General features: G+C 68.6%; 22 protein-coding genes. 7 read left to right on the forward strand and 15 right to left on the reverse strand.

Going from position 1 to position 20,864, the window contains the following annotated elements; genetic code table 11:
* Positions 1-88: 88 nt before the first annotated feature.
* Complete coding sequence (locus ACGTNF_RS08325) at positions 89-832, forward strand: trimeric intracellular cation channel family protein (RefSeq protein WP_394601283.1); 744 nt, start codon at positions 89-91, stop codon at positions 830-832.
* Positions 829-1,959 carry a DUF3541 domain-containing protein gene (locus tag ACGTNF_RS08330; protein WP_394601284.1) on the forward strand — a complete coding sequence of 377 codons (1,131 nt, stop codon included), beginning with the start codon at positions 829-831 and terminating at the stop codon, positions 1,957-1,959. Before ACGTNF_RS08325 ends, ACGTNF_RS08330 begins: the two co-directional genes overlap by 4 nt.
* Here the strand turns inward: ACGTNF_RS08330 and ACGTNF_RS08335 are convergent.
* The 5 genes from ACGTNF_RS08335 to nhaD all read right to left on the reverse strand — a co-directional run bounded on the left by ACGTNF_RS08335 (position 1,881) and on the right by nhaD (position 9,076).
* On the reverse strand, positions 1,881-2,699 hold the full coding sequence (locus tag ACGTNF_RS08335; protein ID WP_394601285.1) for a PEP-CTERM/exosortase system-associated acyltransferase: 819 nt from the start codon (positions 2,697-2,699) through the stop codon (positions 1,881-1,883). The two genes, ACGTNF_RS08330 and ACGTNF_RS08335, sit on opposite strands and share 79 nt — an antisense overlap.
* Before the next feature lie 51 nt (positions 2,700-2,750).
* Entirely contained in the window at positions 2,751-5,576 is a 2,826-nt protein-coding gene (locus ACGTNF_RS08340) for a bifunctional diguanylate cyclase/phosphodiesterase (RefSeq protein ID WP_394601286.1), read from the reverse strand.
* Between the two features lie 44 nt (positions 5,577-5,620).
* The gene (locus ACGTNF_RS08345) at positions 5,621-6,841 is read right to left on the reverse strand and encodes a TonB-dependent receptor (protein ID WP_394601287.1); all 1,221 of its coding nucleotides are present in this window, start codon (positions 6,839-6,841) and stop codon (positions 5,621-5,623) included.
* Complete coding sequence (locus tag ACGTNF_RS08350) at positions 6,810-7,259, reverse strand: hypothetical protein (RefSeq protein WP_394601288.1); 450 nt, start codon at positions 7,257-7,259, stop codon at positions 6,810-6,812. Before ACGTNF_RS08350 ends, ACGTNF_RS08345 begins: the two co-directional genes overlap by 32 nt.
* Positions 7,260-7,603: 344 nt before the next feature.
* Positions 7,604-9,076, reverse strand: coding sequence for a sodium:proton antiporter NhaD (nhaD, locus tag ACGTNF_RS08355; RefSeq protein WP_394601289.1), 1,473 nt, complete (start codon positions 9,074-9,076; stop codon positions 7,604-7,606).
* 248 nt (positions 9,077-9,324) lie between these two features.
* On the opposite strand from nhaD, the gene ACGTNF_RS08360 reads away from it, so the two are divergent.
* Entirely contained in the window at positions 9,325-10,038 is a 714-nt protein-coding gene (locus ACGTNF_RS08360) for a DUF3581 domain-containing protein (RefSeq protein ID WP_016855092.1), read from the forward strand.
* 102 nt (positions 10,039-10,140) lie between these two features.
* Here the strand turns inward: ACGTNF_RS08360 and chrA are convergent, their stop codons facing one another.
* From chrA to ACGTNF_RS08390, 6 genes are all read right to left on the reverse strand, one after another.
* Positions 10,141-11,328, reverse strand: a complete 1,188-nt coding sequence (gene chrA / locus ACGTNF_RS08365; RefSeq protein WP_394601290.1) for a chromate efflux transporter — start codon at positions 11,326-11,328, stop codon at positions 10,141-10,143.
* A gap of 225 nt (positions 11,329-11,553) precedes the next feature.
* Positions 11,554-12,213, reverse strand: a complete 660-nt coding sequence (locus ACGTNF_RS08370; RefSeq protein WP_394601291.1) for a hypothetical protein — start codon at positions 12,211-12,213, stop codon at positions 11,554-11,556.
* A 110-nt stretch (positions 12,214-12,323) separates the two neighbouring features.
* Entirely contained in the window at positions 12,324-13,178 is an 855-nt protein-coding gene (locus ACGTNF_RS08375; RefSeq protein WP_394601292.1) for a DUF6999 family protein, read from the reverse strand.
* A complete protein-coding gene (locus ACGTNF_RS08380) occupies positions 13,165-13,854 on the reverse strand; it encodes a hypothetical protein (RefSeq protein ID WP_394601293.1) in 690 nt (229 codons plus the stop codon). The genes ACGTNF_RS08375 and ACGTNF_RS08380 overlap by 14 nt, the downstream gene beginning before the upstream one ends.
* Positions 13,851-14,966 carry a beta-ketoacyl-ACP synthase III gene (locus ACGTNF_RS08385; RefSeq protein WP_394601294.1) on the reverse strand — a complete coding sequence of 372 codons (1,116 nt, stop codon included), beginning with the start codon at positions 14,964-14,966 and terminating at the stop codon, positions 13,851-13,853. Before ACGTNF_RS08385 ends, ACGTNF_RS08380 begins: the two co-directional genes overlap by 4 nt.
* Positions 14,963-15,529: a diguanylate cyclase gene (locus ACGTNF_RS08390; protein ID WP_394601295.1), complete on the reverse strand. Its 567-nt coding sequence runs from the start codon at positions 15,527-15,529 to the stop codon at positions 14,963-14,965. Before ACGTNF_RS08390 ends, ACGTNF_RS08385 begins: the two co-directional genes overlap by 4 nt.
* Before the next feature lie 328 nt (positions 15,530-15,857).
* Here ACGTNF_RS08390 and ACGTNF_RS08395 point away from each other — a divergent pair, with 328 nt between their 5' ends.
* Positions 15,858-16,307 (forward strand): hypothetical protein, encoded by a 450-nt coding sequence (locus ACGTNF_RS08395; RefSeq protein ID WP_394601296.1) that lies wholly within the window; start codon positions 15,858-15,860, stop codon positions 16,305-16,307.
* 51 nt (positions 16,308-16,358) lie between these two features.
* Here ACGTNF_RS08395 and arfB read toward each other — a convergent pair whose 3' ends face one another.
* Together arfB and ACGTNF_RS08405 are read right to left on the reverse strand one after the other, a co-directional pair.
* A complete protein-coding gene (gene arfB / locus ACGTNF_RS08400; protein ID WP_394601297.1) occupies positions 16,359-16,772 on the reverse strand; it encodes an alternative ribosome rescue aminoacyl-tRNA hydrolase ArfB in 414 nt (137 codons plus the stop codon).
* Between the two features lie 65 nt (positions 16,773-16,837).
* Entirely contained in the window at positions 16,838-17,053 is a 216-nt protein-coding gene (locus ACGTNF_RS08405) for a DUF3820 family protein (protein WP_016855083.1), read from the reverse strand.
* Between the two features lie 195 nt (positions 17,054-17,248).
* Between ACGTNF_RS08405 and ACGTNF_RS08410 the strand changes: the two genes are divergently transcribed.
* A complete protein-coding gene (locus ACGTNF_RS08410) occupies positions 17,249-17,881 on the forward strand; it encodes an SDR family oxidoreductase (protein WP_394601298.1) in 633 nt (210 codons plus the stop codon).
* 6 nt (positions 17,882-17,887) lie between these two features.
* Here ACGTNF_RS08410 and ACGTNF_RS08415 read toward each other — a convergent pair whose 3' ends face one another.
* Positions 17,888-18,769, reverse strand: a complete 882-nt coding sequence (locus ACGTNF_RS08415) for a GGDEF domain-containing protein (RefSeq protein WP_394601299.1) — start codon at positions 18,767-18,769, stop codon at positions 17,888-17,890.
* A 266-nt stretch (positions 18,770-19,035) separates the two neighbouring features.
* On the opposite strand from ACGTNF_RS08415, the gene ACGTNF_RS08420 reads away from it, so the two are divergent.
* Positions 19,036-19,410 (forward strand): hypothetical protein, encoded by a 375-nt coding sequence (locus ACGTNF_RS08420; protein ID WP_394601300.1) that lies wholly within the window; start codon positions 19,036-19,038, stop codon positions 19,408-19,410.
* A 330-nt stretch (positions 19,411-19,740) separates the two neighbouring features.
* Complete coding sequence (locus tag ACGTNF_RS08425) at positions 19,741-20,283, forward strand: YgjV family protein (protein WP_394601301.1); 543 nt, start codon at positions 19,741-19,743, stop codon at positions 20,281-20,283.
* 38 nt (positions 20,284-20,321) lie between these two features.
* Here ACGTNF_RS08425 and bfr read toward each other — a convergent pair whose 3' ends face one another.
* Complete coding sequence (bfr, locus tag ACGTNF_RS08430; RefSeq protein WP_394601302.1) at positions 20,322-20,789, reverse strand: bacterioferritin; 468 nt, start codon at positions 20,787-20,789, stop codon at positions 20,322-20,324.
* Positions 20,790-20,864 lie beyond the last annotated feature (75 nt).

A 20,864-nucleotide genomic window follows, 5' to 3' on the forward strand; every position in this document is an offset into this window, starting at 1 on the left:
ATACCACGCCTGGCGGCGATGCTACGCCGCGCCACCGCATATCGCGTATCCTGAGTCCAGACGAGGCACGAGAGCAAGGAGCGACGACGTGACGGGGCTGGTCTACTGGCTGGACATGGCGGGGGTGATCGTCTTCGCCCTCTCGGGGGTGATCCTCGCCTGCCGTTCGCGCATGGATCCCTTCGGCATGCTGGTGCTGGCGGCGGTGACCGGGATCGGCGGCGGCACCCTGCGCGACCTGGTGCTCGGGGTGCGGCCGGTGTTCTGGGTCGGCGATCCCGCCTACCTGTGGGTGATCCTGGCCACGGTGGGGCTGTCGGTGCTCGGCTTCCACTACATCCATCGCCTGTCGCGGGGCTTCCTGCCGGTGGCCGATGCCTTCGGCCTGGCGCTGTTTACCGTGATCGGTACCCACAAGGCCCTGACGCTGGAGGCGCCCGGCGTGGTGGCGGTGCTGATGGGGCTGCTGACCGGGGTGGCCGGCGGCATGATGCGTGACGTGCTGGCGCGCCGCGTGCCCATGGTGCTGCGCCAGGAGATCTATGCCACCGCTGCCATTGCCGGCGGCGTTGTGCTGGTGGTCCTGGAAGCGCTGGGCACGCCCTTCGCGCTGAACGTGGTGGCTTCGCTTGCCACCACGCTGGGCCTGCGGCTGTCGGCCATCCACTGGCATCTCGCCCTGCCGGTCTTCGCCTGGGTGACGGTGGCGCCGCCGCCCGCGCCGAGCGAGACGGACGACGTCGCACCGCCGCTCGAGCCGCCGCGCCGGCCCAAGGCACGGGTCAAGCTGATTCCCCCGGAGCGGTCACGCCGCCGCAGGAGGTCGTCATGAACCGGCACGCCTCATGGCGCTGGCTGGTCGGCTGGGGGCTGGCACTGCTGCTGGCCGGCTGCGCCCTCGACCCCGCCCCGAGACCCAGCGACGAGACGGTGGCCGCCGAGATTCGCGCCACCTACGAACGGGCCCTGCCGAGCCTTTCGGCAGGCAAGCAGCGCCACTATGCCCAGCGGCTGTATCGCATCACCGGCGACGAGCGCTGGTTGCCCCTCAATCGAGCCTACGGTGAGCGGCTGGTGGCGTCGCTGCGCGAGGAGATCGCCAGGCTGGATGAGCCCGGCTATGTGGCGCGTCGCAGCCGCGAGGGCATCGAGGGCTACCCCGAACGCACCGCCAAGCAGCGCCGGCGCAAGCGCATGCTGGCCGATTGGGGCGAGATCCACTACGCCAAGGGGCTGGCCTTCGACCTGACCCAGGCGCACTTCCACGAGCTGCTCAACGAGCGAGACCTGCCGGGCTACCGTCGGGCGCTGGCGTACCTCTCGGGCGTCGACTTCCAGGCCTTCGTGACCGATCCGGAGGTGCTCGATGTCTACGCCGCCCAGGTCGCCAACCTGGTCTACTACCTGGAGAATCTGGGCGTGGCGGATCTGCGTGGTGAGGCCATCGCCGCCTTTCGGCAGCGTTTCCCGCCGTCCCGGGACGCCTCGCTCGACCGGGGGCTGTTCCGCAACAAGATCTACGGCATGACCCACTTCGTGATCGCCGCCAGCGACTACTATCAGCGACCGGTCTCGGCGGAGGAGTTCGCCTGGGTCCTCGACGGCTTCGCCGACGATCTGGCGCGAATCCTGGCCGATACCAAGGCGGATATCTATACCGAGGTGGGCATCAGTTTCCTGCTGGCCGGTCGGGAGCAGGCGCCGGCCGTGACGCGCCTGCGCGAGGCGCTGGTGGCGGCCTATGATCCCGTCGCCGGGATGGTGCCCTCGGAGTGGGGCGGCACCGATCTCGAGTACGGCGAGCATCGCAACGTGCTGGCGATCATGCTGCTGGATTGGCCGGAGCGGCTCTATCCGGGGCCGATCCTGTCGTCCGGCCGTCAGGACGGGGCGCCGAGGGCCTGCCGGGGCAGGGCGCCTTCCAGCTGCGAGGCCAGCGTGCGCTTGATGTCGCGATAGAGCGGCAGCAGGTCGCGGTTCATGTCCCCCTCGACCCGGCGCTGGTCGATGTAGAAGGCGCCGCGATTGCCATGGAAATCGATGACCCGGCCGACCGGGGTGAACAGGAAGCCCGACATCGACAGCAACCGCGGCAGTCGTGGCTCCATCATGGCGAAGGCATGCGGGCGACCGGACAGGCCCAGCAAGGCGTAGGTGGCGAGGAAGAGGCCGATCACGATCAGCGGAAAGGTCTCGCGCTGCTCGGGGGTGAAGACGTGCTGGTCATGCAGCAGGCCCTCGATCTCCTCCTGGGTCGAGTGCCGGCGAAACAGCGGCGAGACCGCCAGTCGCGATACCTCGCAGACCGAGTGGTGGGTGAAGCGCTGGGGGTGAAGCGTCGGGTGGTCCAGGCTGTCGCCGGCATAGTCCTCGAGCGGCAGGCGGGGGACGCCGTCATGCCGGGTGGCCCTCGGCAGCACCAGACGCATGCAGCCCGCCGAGAGGCCGGTCTCGCGATGTTCGATCAGGCACAGGATGGCGTGCTCGTCGTGGGCATCGAATTCCAGGTGATGCACCGGATCCGCCGGTGCCTCGTACCCCAGCTCCTCACAGTAGACATCGTGACGCAGTCGGAAGAGGCGGCGTCGCGTCTCGTCGTCATCGGCGAGCCGGAAGGCGAAGGTCTGCTGGAACCGCTCGAAGAGGTGAGGGGAGATCCGTGTGCGGCGTGGCGTCTCCTTCGCGGTGGTCGAGGACATGGCATGGCATCCCTGTGTCGTTGAGTTCTGGTTGGCGGAGCGTGGCCCCGATCAGGTGCCGTCGTCGAGCAGGGTCTCCAGCGGTCGCGGCCGCCCGAGATGAAAGCCTTGCCCGTAGGTGATGCCGTAGGCATCCAGCAGCGGCAGCACCTCGTCGTTATCGACGAATTCGGCGATGGTCTGCTTGCCGAAGCCTGCCGCGAGATCGGCGATGGCCCGGACGATGACGCGATTGTCGGGGCTATCGGTCAGGTGGCGGATGAAGGAACCGTCGATCTTGATGTAATCGACCGGCAGCTGGCCCAGGTAGTGGAAGCTGCTGAAGCCGACGCCGAAGTCGTCGAGGGCACTGCGGCAGCCCAGGTCGCGCATCGCCTGCAGCACGCCTCGGGCCGTGGAGAAGTCGGTGACCGCCGCGGTCTCCGTGACCTCGAGAATCAGATGATGCGGGTCGGCGCCGCTGCTGGCCAGCTCCTCGGCGAGGAAATGCTCGATTCCCTTGTCGTGCAGTGACTGTCCGGAGAGATTGACCGCCAGGCTGATGCCCTTCGCTTGAAGCCGTTGAAGGGCCTGCAGGCTGTGGCGCAGCACCCAGCGGTCCAGCTGGACGATCATGCCGTTGCGCTCGGCGACCGGGATGAAGTGGGCGGGCGAGATCAGGCTGCCGTCCTCCTCGCGCATTCGGATCAGCACCTCGTAGTGCTTCACGTCGCGATCCGCGAGCCGCATGATCGGCTGCACCATCAGCACGAAATCGTCTTCCTGCAGGGCCTTGCGCAGCCGCTCGACCCAGTAGACGCGCTCCTTCAGCTCGCTCTTGGCATTCTCCAGCGTGGACAGCAGGTGCCAGCGCTGGTGGCCGTGTTCCTTGGCCTTGTACATGGCGACGTCGGCGCTGGCCAGCAGGTCGGCGGGGGTATCGCCGTGGGCGGGATACTGGACGACACCGATGCTGGCGATGGCCCGGTGACGCCGCCCGCCGGCCCGGAAGTGCATGCCCTCGAGGAGCTGGTTGCACTGCTGTGCCACGCCGATCGCCTGCTCGGCATCGGCGCCTTCGAGCAGCAGGGCAAACTCGTCGCCGCCCAGCCGCGCCAGGCTGCCGCGCCGGCCGAGATGGAACTGCAGCGCGTCGGCGACCTCGCGCAGCAGCCGGTCGCCGGCGTGGTGGCCGCTCAGCTCGTTGACCACCTTGAACTGGTCCAGGTCGAGCAGCAGCAAGGCGCCGTGGCCGCCGCGTTCGAGGGCCGTCTGGACGGTCTCCTGGAAGTGGCGACGATTGTAGAGTTCGGTGAGCGGGTCGCGCTCGGCCAGCCAGGTCAGGTGGCCCTCGGCGGCCTTGCGCTCGGTGATGTCGAGCCCCACCGAGAGGCGCGCCATGCCCGTGTCGCCGCCGCTGGTCAGGGGCGCGTGATACCAGATGATGGTATGCACCTGGCCATCGACGGTGAGCAGGGTGCGCTCCTCCTCCTCGGTGCTGCCGGCATCCGCGATCGGCGAATGTCCGGGGAGCGGGAAGAGGTCGTCGAAGTGACGCCCGATCAGCGTCGCCTCCTCGACGTCGAGGATCGACAGGGTATAGGCATTGACCAGGCTGATCCGCCTGGCGGCGTCCTGGGCGATGATGAACACCCGGGCGGTATCGAGCAGGCCGCCGACGAAGTCGCGCTCCCTGGCCAGTTCGTCGACGCGCTCGGCGAGCTGTTCGCCCCGGGCCTGAACCTCGCCCTCGAGTCGCTCGAGCTGGTGGGAGAGCTCGACGGTGGTGCCCTCCAGCACGTCGATCTCGTCGGGCCAGCGTCCGGGCGCGGCGGGGATGGTGCGGCGCGCCTCGGCGAAGCCGCCCCGGGCCAGGGCCGGCAGCACGCCGGCGACCCGCCGCAGCCGCGCCATGGGGCCCAGCAGGATGGCCAGCAGCAGCAGCTCGGCGGCGAGCCAGCCGGCGACCCCGGCACCCAGCAGGATCCGCGTGTCTTGGTTGATGGAATTCACCTGGGCGGTGATATCCGAGATCAGCAGCAGATAGCCGGCATCGTCAGCGGATCGAATCCGGGTCACGGGGATGGCCGACAGTTCCTTCAGACGCTGCTCGTGGGGCAGCTGTAACGGGCCGTCGGCGAGGGTGTCCAGCGACACCCGCTGGGCGGCCCGTCGCAGCAGCGACAGGCCCGGCTGCTCCTTGGTCAGGGCCAGCAGCTGGCCTTGCCAGCCGGACAGCCGACGCGCCGGCACGGCGTCGTTGCTGGAGCCAGAAGACGCGCCCAGCAGCGCTACCTCGCTGTTCGAGACCGACTTGACCTGGAGAATCACGTCGGCGAGCGTGCGGGACAGGATGACCAGGCCCACGCTGCGCCCGTCGATCAGCACCGGCACGGCGGCATACTGGCGGCAGTCGACGTCACAGCGCAGGGTCGTCAACGGTGTCTCTGTGCGGAACACCTGTGCGATCCAGCTCTGGAGGGGTCTGCCGTGCTCCGGCGAATTCCCCCAGCTCGCCATCGCCTCGCCCCGGTCGTCGAAGATCCGGATCTCGTCGATGCCCGCGTCCAGCTGCAGGCTCGGCCATTGGGCCGCCAGCGAGGCACGTACGGCGGCGTGATCATCGGCTTCCAGGGCCTCGCCCAAGCCCGAGGACGCCGCGGCCAGGCCGGCCAGTTGGCGCAGTTCTTCCTCCGAGCGCTGCAGGATCAGGCGCACCTCGCGGTGATGGAGCGCATGCTGCTGCAGGCGACCTTCCTGGAACTGGCGGGTCAGCGTGGTATGGCCCAGCCAGGTGAACAGCGAGACCAGTACCAGCAGCAGCAGGCTGCTGAGCGCGATCACGCGCCAGGTCAGGCTCAGCGGTCGGCGCTGGCGAAACAGCGAGGGCAGGGTCATTGCGCCGGTTCCTTGGCTGTCATGAAGGAGGCGTCCGGAGAGCGCTAGAAGCGGAACGCGACCTGGAACAGCAGCATGTTCCAGTAGCGGTCCGTGTCCGATGGTTCGGGGTTGTCCTGGGCCGGCAGCCAGCCGGTGCCGTCGATGTAGTGATATTCGCCGGCCAGCATGATCCGCGGTGTGGGCGTCCATTGCAGGCCGAAGGTCCAGTCCCGGGCGAACTGCGAGTGGTCCGGGCCGGCGCCGCTGGCGGCGAAATCGTCACCGGAGGGATCGTCGCGGTTGGCCAGGAGATGGTCGTAGCGTACCAGCCACTGCCAGTCGTCGAGGAAGCGCCGCTGGTACTGCAGGTACCAGCTCTCGCCGGTGGTATCGAAGTTGAAGCGCGGGTCGTTGAAGCCTTCCAGGCCGGAGTTGCGCAGCGCGTACTCGGCGGTGAGGCTCCAGAGCTCGGCGTTGTACTGCAGTGACAGCACCCAGGGCCGGAAGTAGAAGTCGCCATCGCTGAGCCCGGGCTGGCGCGAGTCGAAATGGGCGCCGACGTCGGCCGTGCTCAGGGCCGCGACGATGCGTCCCCCGTCGTGCTCGTAGCGGACCTGGCCGATGGCGGAGGTGTGCGGCTCAAGATCGCCGGGGAAGCGGTCCAGGCGAAGGGTCTCGAGCAGGTCGTCGCCGGCCTGGACGCGGCCGACGCCCGCCTGGAAGCTCAAGGTGCCCTGAGGCAGACGTTCCTCGTAGTAGCTCAGCACCCCGTCCGCGGAAAGGGCCAGCGAGCGGGTGCGATCGAAGTAGATCGACTGCGGCAGCAGGATGCCGGGGCGCGTGAAGGCCACGTCCCGGGTCTGGTTGTAGAAGCCGAAGGGGTTCTTGAAGCGGCCCAGTTGCACGCCGACGTTGCGCTGCCGGTTGGACAGCAGCTGATAATCGATCAGGCCGTAGTCCAGCTTCGGTTCGGCGTCGCTGCTCTCGCCGCCGGCCCGGCGGCTGAGCACCTGGGCCGCGATCAGCACGTCCTCGTGGGGACGCAGCGAGACGTTGGCCCCAAGCTCGGTGAACTCCAGGCTGCCGCCGTGTTTGCTGCTGGGGCCGAAGAAGTTGTTGTCGTCGGTGATCACCAGCGCCTGGCTCAAGAAGCCGTGCAGCTGCAGCGTGTCCAGCACCTCGCCCTCTCTGGCGTGTGCCGGAGCGACGGCGGCCAGCAGCACCGCACCGAGAGCCCCTGCGGTGCATGGCTTATTCCATGGTAATGACTTGGACACGCTCATCCAGCTTCTCCCTTTCCAGATAGCCCAGGGCGCCTGGGGTGCTGGCGATCTGTTCGAGCATCTCGGCCTGAGTGCTCACCCGCTCGGGTGCCTGCCCCGTTCCGGAAAACACCGCGCGGTCCCAGGCCAGCTGCAGCTGGTGGGGATAGACCGACAGGCGCTGCTTGACGAAACGGGCGTGCACGGGGTGGCGATTGGGCAGCACGAAGATGCGGGTGGCCTGGCCGTTGGGCCAGGTGCGCTGGCGCATGGCGAACAGCGCCCGGGCGGCGTCGCGGGGCAGACGATGCGTGGTGACGCCCGGGTGGGCGACCAGCAGCACCGCCTGCGGATCCTCGCCGTTATCCTGAGCCGCCGCCGAGGGCGCGAGCCCCAGCAGCAGCCATAGTCCGAGGGCCTGTATCAGACGTCCGAGCATTCAGCCCCTCCCCATGATGACGTGAGCCGGGCTCGCGCTGGAGGAGCGTCGCAGCGGACACGGCGACTCACGCCGCAACGCCGGCCGGTCAGGATCGGGCGCCATCGGGACACTGGCGCTGAAGGAATGCGGGATGAGGACGATGGCGCTATCTCCCTGGCGACTCGTCGGGCGTTGTCGTTATGTCGCTCGCGGCGACCCTCGGCCGGGCGAGTGGGCCGGCCTGGGGCGCGATGAGCGTTGCGCACAGCTTACCGTCATTCAGTGCATGACGAAAAGATAATGCACTCACGGTGCGGCGGCCTCCCGGAGGCGCCCCGGCGGCCCCGACGACGGGCCTGGCCTCAGCCATAGACGCCGAAGCTGCCGGCGTTGATCCACAGGTGCGTGGCCACGCTGGCGGCGTAGCCCAGGGCGATCACGGGCGTCCAGCGCAGGTGGCCCATAAAAGTGTAGTTACCTCGCGCCTGGCCCATCAGCGCGACCCCGGCCGCGGAGCCCACCGACAGCAGGCTGCCGCCGACCCCGGCGGTCAGCGTGATCAGCAGCCAGTGGCCGTGGGACATGTCCGGCTCCATGGTCAGCACCGCGAACATCACCGGGATGTTGTCGACCACCGCCGAGATCACGCCGAGCACGATGTTGGCACCGGTGGCGTTCCAGCCGGTGTAGAGGGCATCGGACAGCAGCGCCAGATAGCCCATGAAGCCCAGGCCGCCCACGCACATCACCACGCCGTAGAAGAACAGCAGGGTGTCCCACTCGGCCCGCGCCACCCGCTTGTAGACGTCGAAGGGTACCACGCTGCCCAGCTGCTCGAGCATCTTCCAGTCGCCGCGCTGGGTGTAGAGGGTGCGCTTGCGCTCGATCGAGCGCGGCAGGGTCTGTCGCAGGTAATAGCCGAAGAACTGCAGGTAGCCGAGCCCGGTCATCATGCCCAGCACCGGCGGCAGATGCAGCAGGGTGTGGCAGGCCACGGCGGTGCTCACGGTGAGCAAGAACAGCACGATGATACGTCGCGCCCCGCGCTTGAGGAACACGTCTTCCTCGAGGCTGGCCGGTACGCGATTCTCGATGAACAGACTCATCACCGTGGCGGGAATCAGGAAGTTCACCAGCGACGGTACCAGCAGGGCGAAGAACTCCTGGAAGTGCACGATGCCGGCCTGCCACACCATCAGGGTGGTGATGTCGCCGAAGGGGCTGAAGGCGCCGCCGGCGTTGGCCGCCACCACGATGTTGATGCAGGCCAGGTTGATGAAGGCCTTGTCGCCCTCGGCGACCTTGGTGACCACGGCGCACATCAGCAGCGCCGTGGTCAGGTTGTCGGCCACCGGCGAGATCACGAACGACAGCAGGCCGGTCATCCAGAACAGGGTGCGGTAGCTGAAGCCCTTGCGCACCATCCAGGCGCGCAGGGCGTCGAAGACGCCGCGTTCGTCCATGGCGTTGATGTAGGTCATCGCCACCAGCAGGAACAGCATCAGTTCGGTGAACTCGAGCAGGGTCATGCGGAAGGCGTGCTCGGACTCGCTCGACATGCCGGACTGCACGTAGACCCAGCCGATCAGCCCCCATATCAGGCCGGCCGCCACCAGCACCGGTTTCGACTTGCGCATGTGGATCTTTTCCTCGGCCATGACCAGCGAGTAGGCCAGCACGAAGATCATCACCGCCAGGCCGCCGACGAACGACTGCGTCAGGTCCATCGAGCCGGTGGCGGCAGTGGCGGGAGAGGCGAGAAACGGCAGCGGCGCGAGGGCCAGCCAGCGAGGGGCAGGGAATCGAGCAGGAGGCGAACGGTGGAGTGTCTGCATGGCGACGAGCATCCCGTAGCGAAGAGTGTGTGAAGCATCCGGAAAATGAGGTGTCTCCTACAGACTACTGAGGCGCGCCGTCGACGGGATTGCCCCTTTGGTAGGGGGTGGCGCTGCGTATCAACGCTAAGGTCGACACCGGATGTCGGCATTGAGCGCCCGAAGAGGGAAATTTTGTGGCATCATCTGCCTCCTCCGGCGCTGACCGGAACCGCATCGCTAACGACTTCAGGGCAGGCTCTCGACGCATGTTTCTCGATGATTACCACTCGCGCACGGACTCGCGGCTCTGCATCACCGCCGAGCAGGCCAGCCGTTTCGCCAAGCGCGTCGCCGGTGACTTCAACCCCATTCACAACCCGGACGCGCGTCGTTTCTGCGTGCCCGGCGACCTGCTCTTTGCCCTGGTGCTGGCTCGCTTCGGCCTCTCCCAGCACATGACCTTCCGTTTCCTGAGCATGGTCGGCGCCGAGGTGCCGCTGGCCTTCGACGAAGACGACGACGGCCGGATCCGCGTGCGCGACGACGGCGGCAAGTGCTATCTCGAGGTGGAGCGCAGCGGCGACATCACCCACGACGAGGCCGTGGTCGAGGCCTTCACCCGCTGCTACGTGGCCTTCTCCGGCAAGAACTTCCCGCACTATCTGAAGCCGCTGATGGAAGACCGCGGGGTGATGTTCAATCCCAAGCGCCCGCTGGTGATCTACGACAGCATGGGGTTCTCGCTGGAGCGCCTGGATGGCATCGAGCCCGGCCTGGAACTGGCCGACGCCTCGCTGGAAGTCATCGGCAAGCGTGGCGATGCGCTGCTCGAGTTTCGCATCATGGCCGGCGGCGAGGAGGTCGGCACCGGCTCCAAGAAGCTGGTAGTCAGCGGCCTGTGCGACTATGACGCCTGCACCATGGACGCCGTGGTCGAGGAGTTCTATCGCCTCAAGGCGGCCCACGACGCCGAGGCCTGAGCCTCGTTCGCATCGCCGCATCGCACTCGCCTCACCGCATGCGACAGGACCGCCCTTCGGGGCGGTCCTTGCGTCTGGGGCCACGCGTCTGGCCTCGCACGGTCAGGGCGACGACGGCAGTCCCAGCAGCATGCCGCCCAGGCCGCACAGCAGCACCACCCACCAGGCCGGGCGCTGCCATACCGTCAGCAGCAGAAAGCCCACCAGGGCCAGCGCGAACTCCGCCGGCCCCAGGACGGCGCTCGTCCATACCGGCCGATACAGCGTCGCCGCCAGCAGGCCCACCACCGCGGCGTTGGCGCCGCGCATCGCCGCCTGCAGCCCCGGCCGGGCGCGCAGGGCGCTCCAGAACGGTATCGCCCCCGCGAGCAGCAGCATGCCCGGCAGGAAGATCGCCCCCAGGGCCAGAAGCGCGCCGGGCACCCCGCCGGTGACCATGCCCAGATAGGCCGAGAAGGTGAACAGCGGCCCCGGCACCGCCTGGGCCGCGCCGTAGCCGGTCAGGAAGTCGTCCGGCGACACCCAGCCCGGTGGCACCACCTCGGCCTGAAGCAGCGGCAGCACCACGTGGCCGCCGCCGAAAACCAGCGCCCCCGAGCGATAGAAGGCGTCCACCAGGGCGATGCCCTGACCGACGCCCGCCTGGGCCAGCAGCGGCAGTCCGACCAGCAGGCCGGCGAAGGCCAGCAGGCAGAGTGCGCCGGTGCGCTGACTCAGGCCCACGTTCAACACCGCCGGTGTGGCCTGGGCGGCCTCGCGGCAGATCAGCCCGCCGGCCAGGCCGCCGAGCACGATGGCCAGCAGCTGGCCCGCGGGGCCGTTCACCGCCAGCACCAGCAGCGTCGCGGCCACGGCGATGGTGGCGCGGCGCCGGTCGGGACACAGGCGGATCGCCATGCCCCAGACGGCATGGGCGACGATGGCCACCGCGACCACCTTCAGGCCATGCAGCAGGCCGTCGCCCATCGGGCCGGACAGGCTTGCCGCGCCCAGCGCGAAGGCCATCAGCAGCAGCGCCGAGGGCAGGGTGAAGGCCGCCCAGGCGGCCAGGGCGCCCAGCGGGCCGCCGCGCAAGAGGCCCAGGGCGAAGCCGACCTGGCTGCTGGCCGGGCCCGGCAGGAACTGGCACAGCGCCACCAGATCGGCGTAGGCGTGCTCGTCGAGCCAGCGGCGTCGCACCACGAACTCCTGGCGGAAATAGCCCAGGTGGGCGACGGGGCCGCCGAAGGCGGTCAGGCCCAGTAGCAGGAAGGCGCGGAAGACGTCGGCGACGCGGGAGGCAGGGGACATGATCGCTCCGGACAGGATGTGGCAAGACGAGCTGGCAGACGGCCGCGGCCGGGGGGCAAACGCCGGCCCATGCCGCAAGATGCCGACATTGTCCCGTCGAAGGATGACCGAGCGATGATACCTACCCTGCTGGTGTTGCCGGGGCGGCGGATATGGCGGGTCAAGAACCCCTGAGGCCGCCGGTGGGACGGTCGGGCGCCGACGGCTGCCGGCGCCCGGCAGGCATCACTTCAGGTAGACCTGGCCCTGCTCGTAGAGCGAGCGGCAGTCGTTGGCGTCGTGGTAGCGATCCTCGTCGATGTTGAGCGAGTGCACGCCCGGGCCGGCGAAACGCGGGTCGTCGCATTCGCCGTCGTTGGCCCAGCGGCTGGTGTTGTCGCCCCATTCGATGCCGTTGCTCGAACGGCTCGAACCACTGGAGACGCCGGCGCCGCTCCAGGACGGGCTGGCCTCGGAGACGTAGAGGTTGGCCTGGGGCAGGTCGCCGGACGCGTAGGTGCCGACCCAAATGTTGTAGTTGCCGGAGGGCGGGTCGTTCCACTTGATGCCGGGGTTGGTGCCGGCGGCGGTGGAGTAGTCATCGTTGCAGTGCCAGTTGCCGGCGGCATCGTAGACCACCAGGGTGATGTCTTGCTGGGCTTCGGCGTAGATGCTCAGGGTGTACTGGCCGGCCTGGTAGTTCAGGTCCAGGTCGGGGTCGCCGCTGACGTAACCGCTGCAGTTGGGCCCCGCCTCGCTCGCCGAGCGGCTGCCGCCGGCGGTGAGCGAGGTCACGTGCGGGTCGGGCTGGAAGCCGGAGTTGAGGTTCACGGTGCCGTAGGTCGGGGTGGCCTGCCAGTCCAGCGCCTGGACGCCGGCGCTGAGACACAGCAGCGGAAGGGCCACGAGTGCAGCCTTGCGATGAGTTGATGACAGCATAGTCCAGTTCCCTTGCGTTCTTTTTGAGTCCGGGTGCGCGATGCACCGGATTCATAGTACTGCGCCGCCGGGGAAAGTCACGCCGTCTCCTCCTTCTGGCCGAGGCCCTGCTCCCGGCGGAGCGTCTCCAGGCGGGCGTAGAGGTGCTCGGTGAAGAAGCCGTGCATCAGGAAGCGCTGGCTGAGATTCCAGGGCCCGACCAGGTAGTGCGGGTACTTGTTGTAGGCCAGCTCGGCCAGGGTCGGATCGCCGATCATGCGGCCGATGCGCAGCGCGATGGACTGGTCGAGGTTGAAGCCGTTGATGGCGTCGCGGTACTCCTCGCGGGTCAGCAGCAGGCAGAACAGGCACATGAACAGCACGTGGGCGCTCTCGAAGTCGAGCACCTGGGTGCGCCGGCGCTCGACCGTGAACTCGGTCATGTCCAGCGGCCGCCAGTGTTCCCAGCGCAGCGCCTCGGGCGGGCGCGGCGCGCTGTCCTGGCCGCGCTCGCCGAGCTCGGCGATGGCCCGGAACAGCTCCTGGTCGTGGTCGACGAAGCTCGCCGTGAGCATGTCCTCGATGCGCCGCGGATACAGCGCCAGCGGCTCGACCTCGCCGGCGGCGCCGTTGTCGATCAGGAAGTTGATGACGTTCGATTCGGTGGCGTAGTGGCGCAGGATCAGCAGGTTGGCCTCGGGGCTGACCACGTGGCGGCAGAACCAGCAGATCAGCCGCTGCAGCAGGCCGTGGGCGCGGAACTGGGGCAGCGGCAGCCGCTTGAGGAACCAGGTCAGGTGCAGCAGCGCGCCCAGCACCAGCTGCAGCAGCGGGCGCAGCGACCAGCGGGTGGGGCGCTCCATGTCGTCGAGCCAGAGCCGCAGCGCCTCGCGCTCGATGGGCAGGGTGTCGTCGGCCTCCAGGGCGCGCAGGAAGGGGCTACGCCGGCTCATGGTCGATCTCCTCGAGCTGCAGGGCATAGAGCCGCGCCACCACCCGGGCGGTGCGCAGGATCGCCCGGCGCTGGGCCTCGTCGCGGCAGACCCGGTCGAGCAGCGCGTAGAGCTTGTCCAGGTGGGCGTCGTCGTTGGCACCGTGATAGCGCATGAAGCGGGTGGCGCCGCCGTCGCCGCCGAGGGCCGCGTCGATGCGTCGGGCCCAGTCGTCGGCCATCTTGTGGCCGAGCCCCTCGATGATCCACATGGCGCCGATCAGGTCGACGGGATTGGGCTGGCTGGCGCGATGCATCATGAAGGCATGCAGCGCCTCGCTGCCGGCGTTGCGCTCGGCGTGAACGATCGTCTCGCGCTCGCCGCCGGCCTCCACGTAGTCGGCCTCCAGCATCTCGTAGTCGCGGTGCTCCTCCCGGGCGTGCTCGATCACCATCGAGCGCACGTCGGCGAAGTCGCGCTCGAAGCTCGAGGCGCCGCGGGTGATCCAGCGCGCGCCCTCGATCACCTGCTGGCGCAGGTGGCACAGCAGCCGGCGGTAGTCCTCGTCGGTGAAGCGGTCGCGCTCCAGGCGCTGGAGGATCGGCACCCGGCCGAGCTGGCGCTCGAAGTCGAACCAGACGCGCATCAGGCCCTGCAGGCAGGCCTGGCCCTCGGAGGTGGTGACCTTGTCGCTCATGAGGTGGCCTCCCTGACCACGGTGAGGTGCATGTAGACGTTGTTGAAGCGCCCGCTCTCGGGCACGAAGCACAGCAGGGTCTCGCCCTCGGCGAGCTGGCGGGTGCGGCGGAACTCGTCGAGCATGATGAACAGCGAGGCGCAGCCGGTGTTACCGCGGGTGTAGAGGTTGGTGTACCACTTCTCCTCGGGAATGGCGGCGCCGGCCTGGGTCAGCATGTCGAAGATCTGGCCGCGGAAGTGATGCGAGGAGTAGTGACACAGCAGATGGTCGACCTCGTCGACCCTCACTCGGCCCTCGTCGATCAGCCGTAGCAGGCCGTCGACGCCGAGCTTCACCAGGTGGTCGAGCAGCCGCACGTCCTGGCGGATCAGCAGCGCGCCGTCGGCCTCTGCCTCGGCGTAGGTGGGGTAGTCCTGCCAGCTCGGGTGGCGCCCCTGGCCGTTGGGTCGGCCCACGCTCATGCACACCGGGAAGGCGTCGGCGTGGGACACGCCGCGGATCCAGTCGATGCGGAAGCTGAGGCCGCGCGGGCGATCCTCCAGCAGCAGGGCGCCGGCGCCGTCGGAGAGCATCCAGCGCAGGAACTCGGCGTTGAAGTCCGGCGTCGCCCCGGCGGCCTCGAAGCGGCTGGCCTTGAACAGCCGCGAGGCCAGCTCGCTGGCGACCACCAGCGCATTGCCGTGCTCGCCGGCGCGGATCGCCGTCCAGGCGGCCTTCAGCGCCATCATGCTGCTCGAACAGATGCCGTGGCTGGTGTGCAGCTCCAGGCTCGGCAGGCCCAGCTCCGCCTGCACCATGCTGCCGAAGCCCGGCAGCACCAGGTCCCCCTGGCTGGTGGCCACGCTGAGCATGTCGAGGCGGGCGTCGGGCACATAGCCCCGGTCCAGGCAGTCGCGGCCGGCCAGGGCGGCCATCTCGCCGTTGCTGATCGTGGTGCGATGCTCGGCATCGATCGCATAGTGGCGAGTCTGGATGCCGTTGGCCTCGAGGATGCGCCGCTTGAGCCGGCTGGGCTTGCCGTGGACCCGACCCAGCACCTCCTCGATGCGGTCGTTGTCCACCGGCTCGCCGGGCAGGTGATGGCCGGTGCTGGTGATGTAGACGCTCATGCCGACCCCCGGTGCTTCAGGGTGTAGACCAGGCAGCGCAGGTTCTCCTCGGCGTAGGGGAAGATCGCCAGCACCGCCATGAAGGTGAGATAGAACGGCAGGTAGCCGGCGCCGCCGTGGGGCACGGTCAAGGGGACCAGCGACAGCTGGCCGGCCCAGTCCAGCGTCAGCAGGTCCGCCACCACCGGGCCGTTGAGCACCGCGATCAGCGCCAGCATGTAGAGCGGTAGGCTGGCCAGGTAGTTGTGGGCGTGCATCTCCCAGATGCTGATGTGGCGGCGCGGGGCGGCGTAGTGGACGTCCCAGTGCGCCACCAGCTCGTGCAGCACCCAGGCCGCCAGGCAGATCAGCAGCACCAGCACGTTGACTTCAAAGAGCAGGCACAGAAGGATCGGCGCGCCGACCTGGAGGCCCATCAGCGAGTGGACCAGCGATTCCTTGAGCCCCGAGGTGGCCTCGATACGGGTGGCACGATGGCAGCACCAGTCGACGAAGCCGGCGATGCCCCAGAGCGGCAGGAAGACGTAGAGCAGGACCTGGATCAGCAGTGCATCGGTGGTCATGGCATGACCTCGCGGCGACGGCGGAAGACGATGGGTGACACGAGGAGGGGCTCCTTTCCATGGAGGGATCCGGTGTTTAAAAACACTGTTCGAAAACGAGTCTAGTCGATCGCCGCCAGGATGCAAACGGTTGTTTCAATCCGACCGAGACGAGGGGGCGTCAGGCGCGCGCCGGCACGGTGGAGCGGGGGGCTCGCGGCACCCGGCGGCGCATAGAATATAAGTCATGGCGCATGGAAAAGCTCGCCGTCGGCAGGCGGCGGGGCGGGGCACTATGCTGAAGGGGCCATTGTGCTTGCCCTGAAGACTGCATAGGGAGGTTCACGCCATGCCCACCACATCCTTCGCCGCCCGGCTCGGCCGCGGCCTGCTGCTGACGCTGCCGCTGTTCGCCGGCACGGCGCTCGCCAGCGAGGGGCGGGACCTGGTCTTCCAGGGCGATGCCAGCTTCCAGGGGCCCCACGGCGGCCAGGCGATCCAGGCGGCGCTGGTCGACACGGCCCTCGACGAGACCATCGCGGTGGAGACCGGCAAGGTGTCCGGCGAGGACGACCCGAGCTTCTCCGTCACCTTCCAGCGCGCGCTGGTGGCCGACGGCCAGTACGCCGTGCACTACTGGATCGATGCCAACTTCGGCGGCGGCACCGCCGGCAACTGCGATCCCATGCAGCACGATCACCAGTGGAGCGTGCCCATCGCGCCCGGCGACGGGCCGGTGACGCATACCGAGCATCACGACCCGTCGGCGCAGAGTGCCGTCTGCGACACCTTCCGCTGAGCGAGCTTGGCCCTCATGGCCGGTGCCCCGGGCCGGCCGGCTCCGTGTCGCTCAGAGCTTCACCTTGCCGCGCAGCGCCTTGGTCTGGCCCTTCTTGACCTTCTTGTCGACCCGGCGGCGCTGTGAGCCCTTGGTCGGCTTGGTCGGCTTGCGCGCCTTGCGCTGCTGGATGGCCTGGCGGATCAGCTCGCGCAGCCGGTTCAGGGCATCTTCCTTGTTGAGCTCCAGGGTGCGGTGCTCCTGGGCCTTGATCACGATCACCCCGTCCTTGCTGATGCGCTGGTCGGACAGCGCCAGCAGGCGTTCCTTGTAGAACTCCGGCAGGCTGGAGGCGGGGATGTCGAAGCGCAGATGCACCGCCGAGGCGACCTTGTTGACGTTCTGCCCGCCCGCGCCCTGGGCGCGGATCTGGTGAATCTCGATCTCGTGTTCGGGTACTTCCACGGTATTGGAGATACGCAGCATGGTGTCCTCGCGGTGACTGGATGAAGAGGGAGATGAATCGGGAAATCGGCGGATGGAGCGGCCGTTCAGCCGCGCTGGCGCAGCGGTTCGAGCAGCTCGCCGAGGCCGTTGTGGTCGATCTCGTGCATCAGCTGCAGCAGCTGGCCGATCTGTCCCGCCGGGAAGCCCTCGCGGGCGAACCAGGCGAGATAGGGGCCGGGAAGATCGGCGATCAGGGTGCCTTCGTACTTGCCGAAGGGCATGCGCTGGGTGACCAGGCGTTGCAGGTCCTCGGGTTGCAAGGCGCCGCTCCTCTAGGTGTTGTCCGCAAAGTCGGGTGAATGAAAACGGGGATGGAAAGCGGTGAAAACGAGGCCGCAGGGTACGTCACCGGGGGCCGGGCGGCCAGTCGACGGCGGATTTCCCGCTCCGCCCTTGAATCGCGGCGGGCCGGCCCGCATTGCTGTCTGACATCCATGGCACACGAGGGACCTTCCATGACCACACTGGTGATTGGCGCCAACGGCCAGATCGGCCGCCTGTTCTGCGAGCTGGCCCGGCAGGCCGGCGAGCCCGTTCGGGCGATGGTGCGCAATGACGACCAGCGTGCCTGGTTCGAGGCGCGGGGCATCGAGAGCGTGATCGGCGACCTGGAGGGCGAGCTGCGTCACGCCTTCGAGGGCTGCGACCGGGTGGTGTTCACCGCCGGCTCCGGGCCGCACACCGGCCCCGACAAGACGCTGCTGATCGACCTCAACGGTGCCATGCGCGTGGTGGATCTGGCCGCCGAGCTGGGGCTCGAGCGCTTCGTGATGGTCAGCGCCCTGCGCGTCGACGACCCGCTGGCCGGGCCGGAGGCGCTGCGCCCCTATCTCGCCGCCAAGCGCGCCGCCGATGCCTATCTCAAGGCCGCCGAGGTGCCCTGGGCGATCCTCAAGCCGGGCCGTCTCACCGATGAGCCGGCCACCCGGCGCGTCGCCGCCTCGCTGGAGGAAACCGGCGGCAACAACGAGGTCTCCCGGGCCAACGTTGCCCATGCGCTGCTGCATCTGGTGCAGGGCAAGGCGGCGAACGGCCGCGAGTACCCGCTGCTGGACGGCGAGCGCGAGCTCGAGGCGGTGCTGGCCTGAGGCCGCTCAGCCCGCCTGGGTCCGGTTGCGGCCGTCCTGCTTGGCGCGATAGAGCGCCCGGTCGGCGCGCTCCAGCAGCACATGGCAGGCCTCGTCGGCGCGCAGCGCGGCGATGCCGGCGGAGAGCGTGACGGAGAGGTCCGATCGGCCCGGTGACGCACTCGCGATCCGCGTGCGCAGGCGTTCGAGGCTCTCATGGGCCTGCTCCTGGGTGGCGCCGGGCAGGATCACCAGAAATTCCTCGCCGCCCAGCCGGGCCAGCACGTCATAGTCGCGCAGCTCGCCGCCCAGCCTCGCGGCCACGTCGCACAGTACCTCGTCGCCGGTGGCGTGGCCGTGGCGGTCGTTGATCTGCTTGAAGTTGTCCAGATCGATGATGGCCACGCACAGCGGGCTACCCTGCCGGTGGGCGCGCGCGATCTCCTCGCCCAGCCGCGCCATGCCGGCGCGGCGGTTGAGCAGGCCGGTCAGCTCGTCGTGGCGGGCCAGGAAGTCGAGGCGCCGCTCCAGGGCCTTGCGCTCGGTGATGTCGGTGATGAAGATGACGCGCTTGAGCCGCCCGGCATCGTCCTTCAGGCGCGACGACTCGGCGATGATGCTGTGCGTCTCGCCGTCGCGACCGACCACCTCCCATTCCTGACGCTCATCATGCTCCTCGTCGCCCTGCATGAAGCATCGATGCCGCCTGAGCATGGTCTCGCGCTCGGCCTCGGGCACCACCAGGGCAAAGGAGCGGCCCAGCAGCTCCTCCTCCGCGTAGCCGTAGAACTCGCAGAAGGCCGGGTTGACCATCTCGAGGATGCCCGCCTCGTTGGTGATGCAGATGCCGATCGGGGCGGCACGGATCAGCCGGGGCACGTTGTCGGAGCGGGTCAGGGTCAGCGGCATGCGGTCATCCTCGGTTGGGCGAGCGAACGGGTCGCCCTGCCGCCATGGGGGGCACGCCTTGGGCGCTCAGGGTGCCGATGTCTTCCCGTGCACCCTGAGCCGACACGCCGATTCGTCGATGATGAAAGAATAATTTGCTTATTTTTCATGATGGCTCGGCGTTGTACAAGATGGGGCCTCAACGCTTCGACGCGGGGCGTTGCGGGCGCCATCATCCCGACGCACCATCGTCCGTTTTCCCTGTCGTCCCCCGAAGGAAAGGATTCATGCCCATGCACGATGCCGATGCTTCCCTGCCGGCCCGCGCCCGCCGGCTGCTCGAGACCGTCCCCGAGGTCGAGCTGCCGCTGACCTACCAGCGGCTCGCCGAGGCCCTGGCGCTCACCCCGCCGCGGACCATCCGCCGCGTGGCGCTGGCCCTGGAACAGCTGATGCGGGAGGACGCCGCCGCCGGCCGTCCCTTCATCGCCGCGCTGGTGGTCAGCCGGCAGGGCGAGGGCCTGCCGCGCGAGGGCTTCTTCGCGCTGGCCGTCGAGCTGGGGCGCTTGCCGCAGGACCCGGCGCTCCAGGCCGAGGCCTGGCGGGAGGAGTTCCGGCGCGCCGTCGACGAACGCGACGGCCACCACCACGACCCGGCCTGACAACGACGGTGCCCGCCGAAAGGCGAACGTCGGGGCTCGTGTGAGCGGAAGCGCGGCGAGGGCCCGGCATGACAGACAAAAAGAGGGCCGGCCCCCTGGTGGAGGCCGGCCCAATATCGAAGGAAACAGCAAACCATGCGCCGGTGCTAGCCAGATCATAGTTCGCTACCTAACAATTCTACCGCGCCGCAGCCGGCTTGGCCAGAGGGCGAGGCGGCTGTCGCCGGGGAGGCCGCGTTTCGGCGCGGTGACGCGGGTGAGCCCTGAGCGCCGGCGCGGCATGCTAGCCTGACGCGATGCCAGAGGACATCGCGGTGAAGGGAGGCACGCATGGAAGCATTCGGCCTGAGCGGGCTGGCGACGAGGGAGTGGCTGGGGCAGGGCGTCAGCCTGGTGGCCCTGGCGCTGTGCGTGGCCGGCTTCGCCAGCCGGCGCGACGATCGGCTGTTTGTGCTGCTGCTGTTCGCCAACGTGGCCTTCGCCGCCCAGTTCGCGCTGTTCCAGAGCTGGGTGGCGGCGGGCATCTCGGCGCTGATCGTGCTGCGCATCGCCCTGGTGCGTCGCTACCCGGGCAACGTGGCGGTGATGGCCGGGGTGCTCGTCGCGACCCTGGCGGTCGCGCTGCTGACCTGGAGTGGCCCGAGCGACCTGCCGGCGCTGCTGGCCGGACTGCTCGGCAGCTGGGGCATGTTCATGCTGCGCGGCGTCGCCATGCGCGGGGTGCTGGCCGCGGCGGCCTTCTGCTGGGTGATCAGCAATCTGCTGGCCGGCTCCATCGGCGGCACCCTCGCCGAGACGCTGATCCTCGTCACCAACCTGATCACCATCTGGCGCCTGCGACGCGCCGCCCGGCGCTATGGCCTGAGCCCCTGAGCGAAGGCGGCCGGGCCGAGGGAGCCGGCCCGAGCGGCCTACATCTGGGCGACGAGGTAGTTCTCGCGGCCGACTAGTTTGATCAGGCGCAGCTGCTGTTCCAGCCAGTGGGCGTGATCTTCCTCGGTGTCGGAGAGCAGCGGCAGCAGGATGGCGCGGGTGTTGAAGTCGCGCTCGCGCTCGCACAGGGCGATGGCGGCCTTGAGGGCGTCGCCGACCTCGTACTCGAGCTGCAGGTCGTAGCCGAGCATCTCTTCCACGTCCTTGCCGATGCGCACTTGGGTGCGGGTGTGGATGTCCGGCTTGCCTTCGAGCATCAGGATGCGCTCGATCAGCTTCTGGGCGTGGCCCTTCTCGTCGTAGAACTCGTGGTCGATGCGCTCGTGGAGCTTGGTCAGCCCCATGTCGGCATACATCTCGGCGTGCACGAAGTACTGATCCATGGCGGCGAGCTCGGCGGCGAGCAGGCCGTTCAGGGCGTCGATGATCTCTTGATGGCCTTGCATGAGCGTTCTTCCCTGTCGACGTGACGTATCAGCTGCGCATCCTAGTCCGGGGCGCGGGATTGGTCAATTTTTCTC

This window comes from Halomonas sp. B23F22_10 (assembly GCF_043496975.1).
In the GTDB taxonomy this organism is placed as follows: Bacteria; Pseudomonadota; Gammaproteobacteria; order Pseudomonadales; family Halomonadaceae; genus Halomonas; species Halomonas smyrnensis.

Bases quoted from the DNA above. Each gene is read 5' to 3' on its own strand.
- ACGTNF_RS08360 (WP_016855092.1), top strand. From the start codon at position 9,325: ATGTTTCTCGATGATTACCACTCGCGCACGGACTCGCGGCTCTGCATC.
- ACGTNF_RS08420 (WP_394601300.1), top strand. From the start codon at position 19,036: ATGCCCATGCACGATGCCGATGCTTCCCTGCCGGCCCGCGCCCGCCGG.
- bfr (WP_394601302.1), bottom strand. From the start codon at position 20,789: ATGCAAGGCCATCAAGAGATCATCGACGCCCTGAACGGCCTGCTCGCC.
- ACGTNF_RS08350 (WP_394601288.1), bottom strand. From the start codon at position 7,259: ATGCTCGGACGTCTGATACAGGCCCTCGGACTATGGCTGCTGCTGGGG.
- ACGTNF_RS08375 (WP_394601292.1), bottom strand. From the start codon at position 13,178: ATGAGCCGGCGTAGCCCCTTCCTGCGCGCCCTGGAGGCCGACGACACC.
- chrA (WP_394601290.1), bottom strand. From the start codon at position 11,328: ATGTCCCCTGCCTCCCGCGTCGCCGACGTCTTCCGCGCCTTCCTGCTA.
- ACGTNF_RS08340 (WP_394601286.1), bottom strand. From the start codon at position 5,576: ATGACCCTGCCCTCGCTGTTTCGCCAGCGCCGACCGCTGAGCCTGACC.
- ACGTNF_RS08385 (WP_394601294.1), bottom strand. From the start codon at position 14,966: ATGAGCGTCTACATCACCAGCACCGGCCATCACCTGCCCGGCGAGCCG.
- ACGTNF_RS08410 (WP_394601298.1), top strand. From the start codon at position 17,249: ATGACCACACTGGTGATTGGCGCCAACGGCCAGATCGGCCGCCTGTTC.
- ACGTNF_RS08415 (WP_394601299.1), bottom strand. From the start codon at position 18,769: ATGCCGCTGACCCTGACCCGCTCCGACAACGTGCCCCGGCTGATCCGT.
- ACGTNF_RS08380 (WP_394601293.1), bottom strand. From the start codon at position 13,854: ATGAGCGACAAGGTCACCACCTCCGAGGGCCAGGCCTGCCTGCAGGGC.
- ACGTNF_RS08425 (WP_394601301.1), top strand. From the start codon at position 19,741: ATGGAAGCATTCGGCCTGAGCGGGCTGGCGACGAGGGAGTGGCTGGGG.
- ACGTNF_RS08345 (WP_394601287.1), bottom strand. From the start codon at position 6,841: ATGAGCGTGTCCAAGTCATTACCATGGAATAAGCCATGCACCGCAGGG.
- nhaD (WP_394601289.1), bottom strand. From the start codon at position 9,076: ATGCAGACACTCCACCGTTCGCCTCCTGCTCGATTCCCTGCCCCTCGC.
- ACGTNF_RS08335 (WP_394601285.1), bottom strand. From the start codon at position 2,699: ATGTCCTCGACCACCGCGAAGGAGACGCCACGCCGCACACGGATCTCC.
- ACGTNF_RS08330 (WP_394601284.1), top strand. From the start codon at position 829: ATGAACCGGCACGCCTCATGGCGCTGGCTGGTCGGCTGGGGGCTGGCA.
- ACGTNF_RS08395 (WP_394601296.1), top strand. From the start codon at position 15,858: ATGCCCACCACATCCTTCGCCGCCCGGCTCGGCCGCGGCCTGCTGCTG.
- arfB (WP_394601297.1), bottom strand. From the start codon at position 16,772: ATGCTGCGTATCTCCAATACCGTGGAAGTACCCGAACACGAGATCGAG.
- ACGTNF_RS08390 (WP_394601295.1), bottom strand. From the start codon at position 15,529: ATGACCACCGATGCACTGCTGATCCAGGTCCTGCTCTACGTCTTCCTG.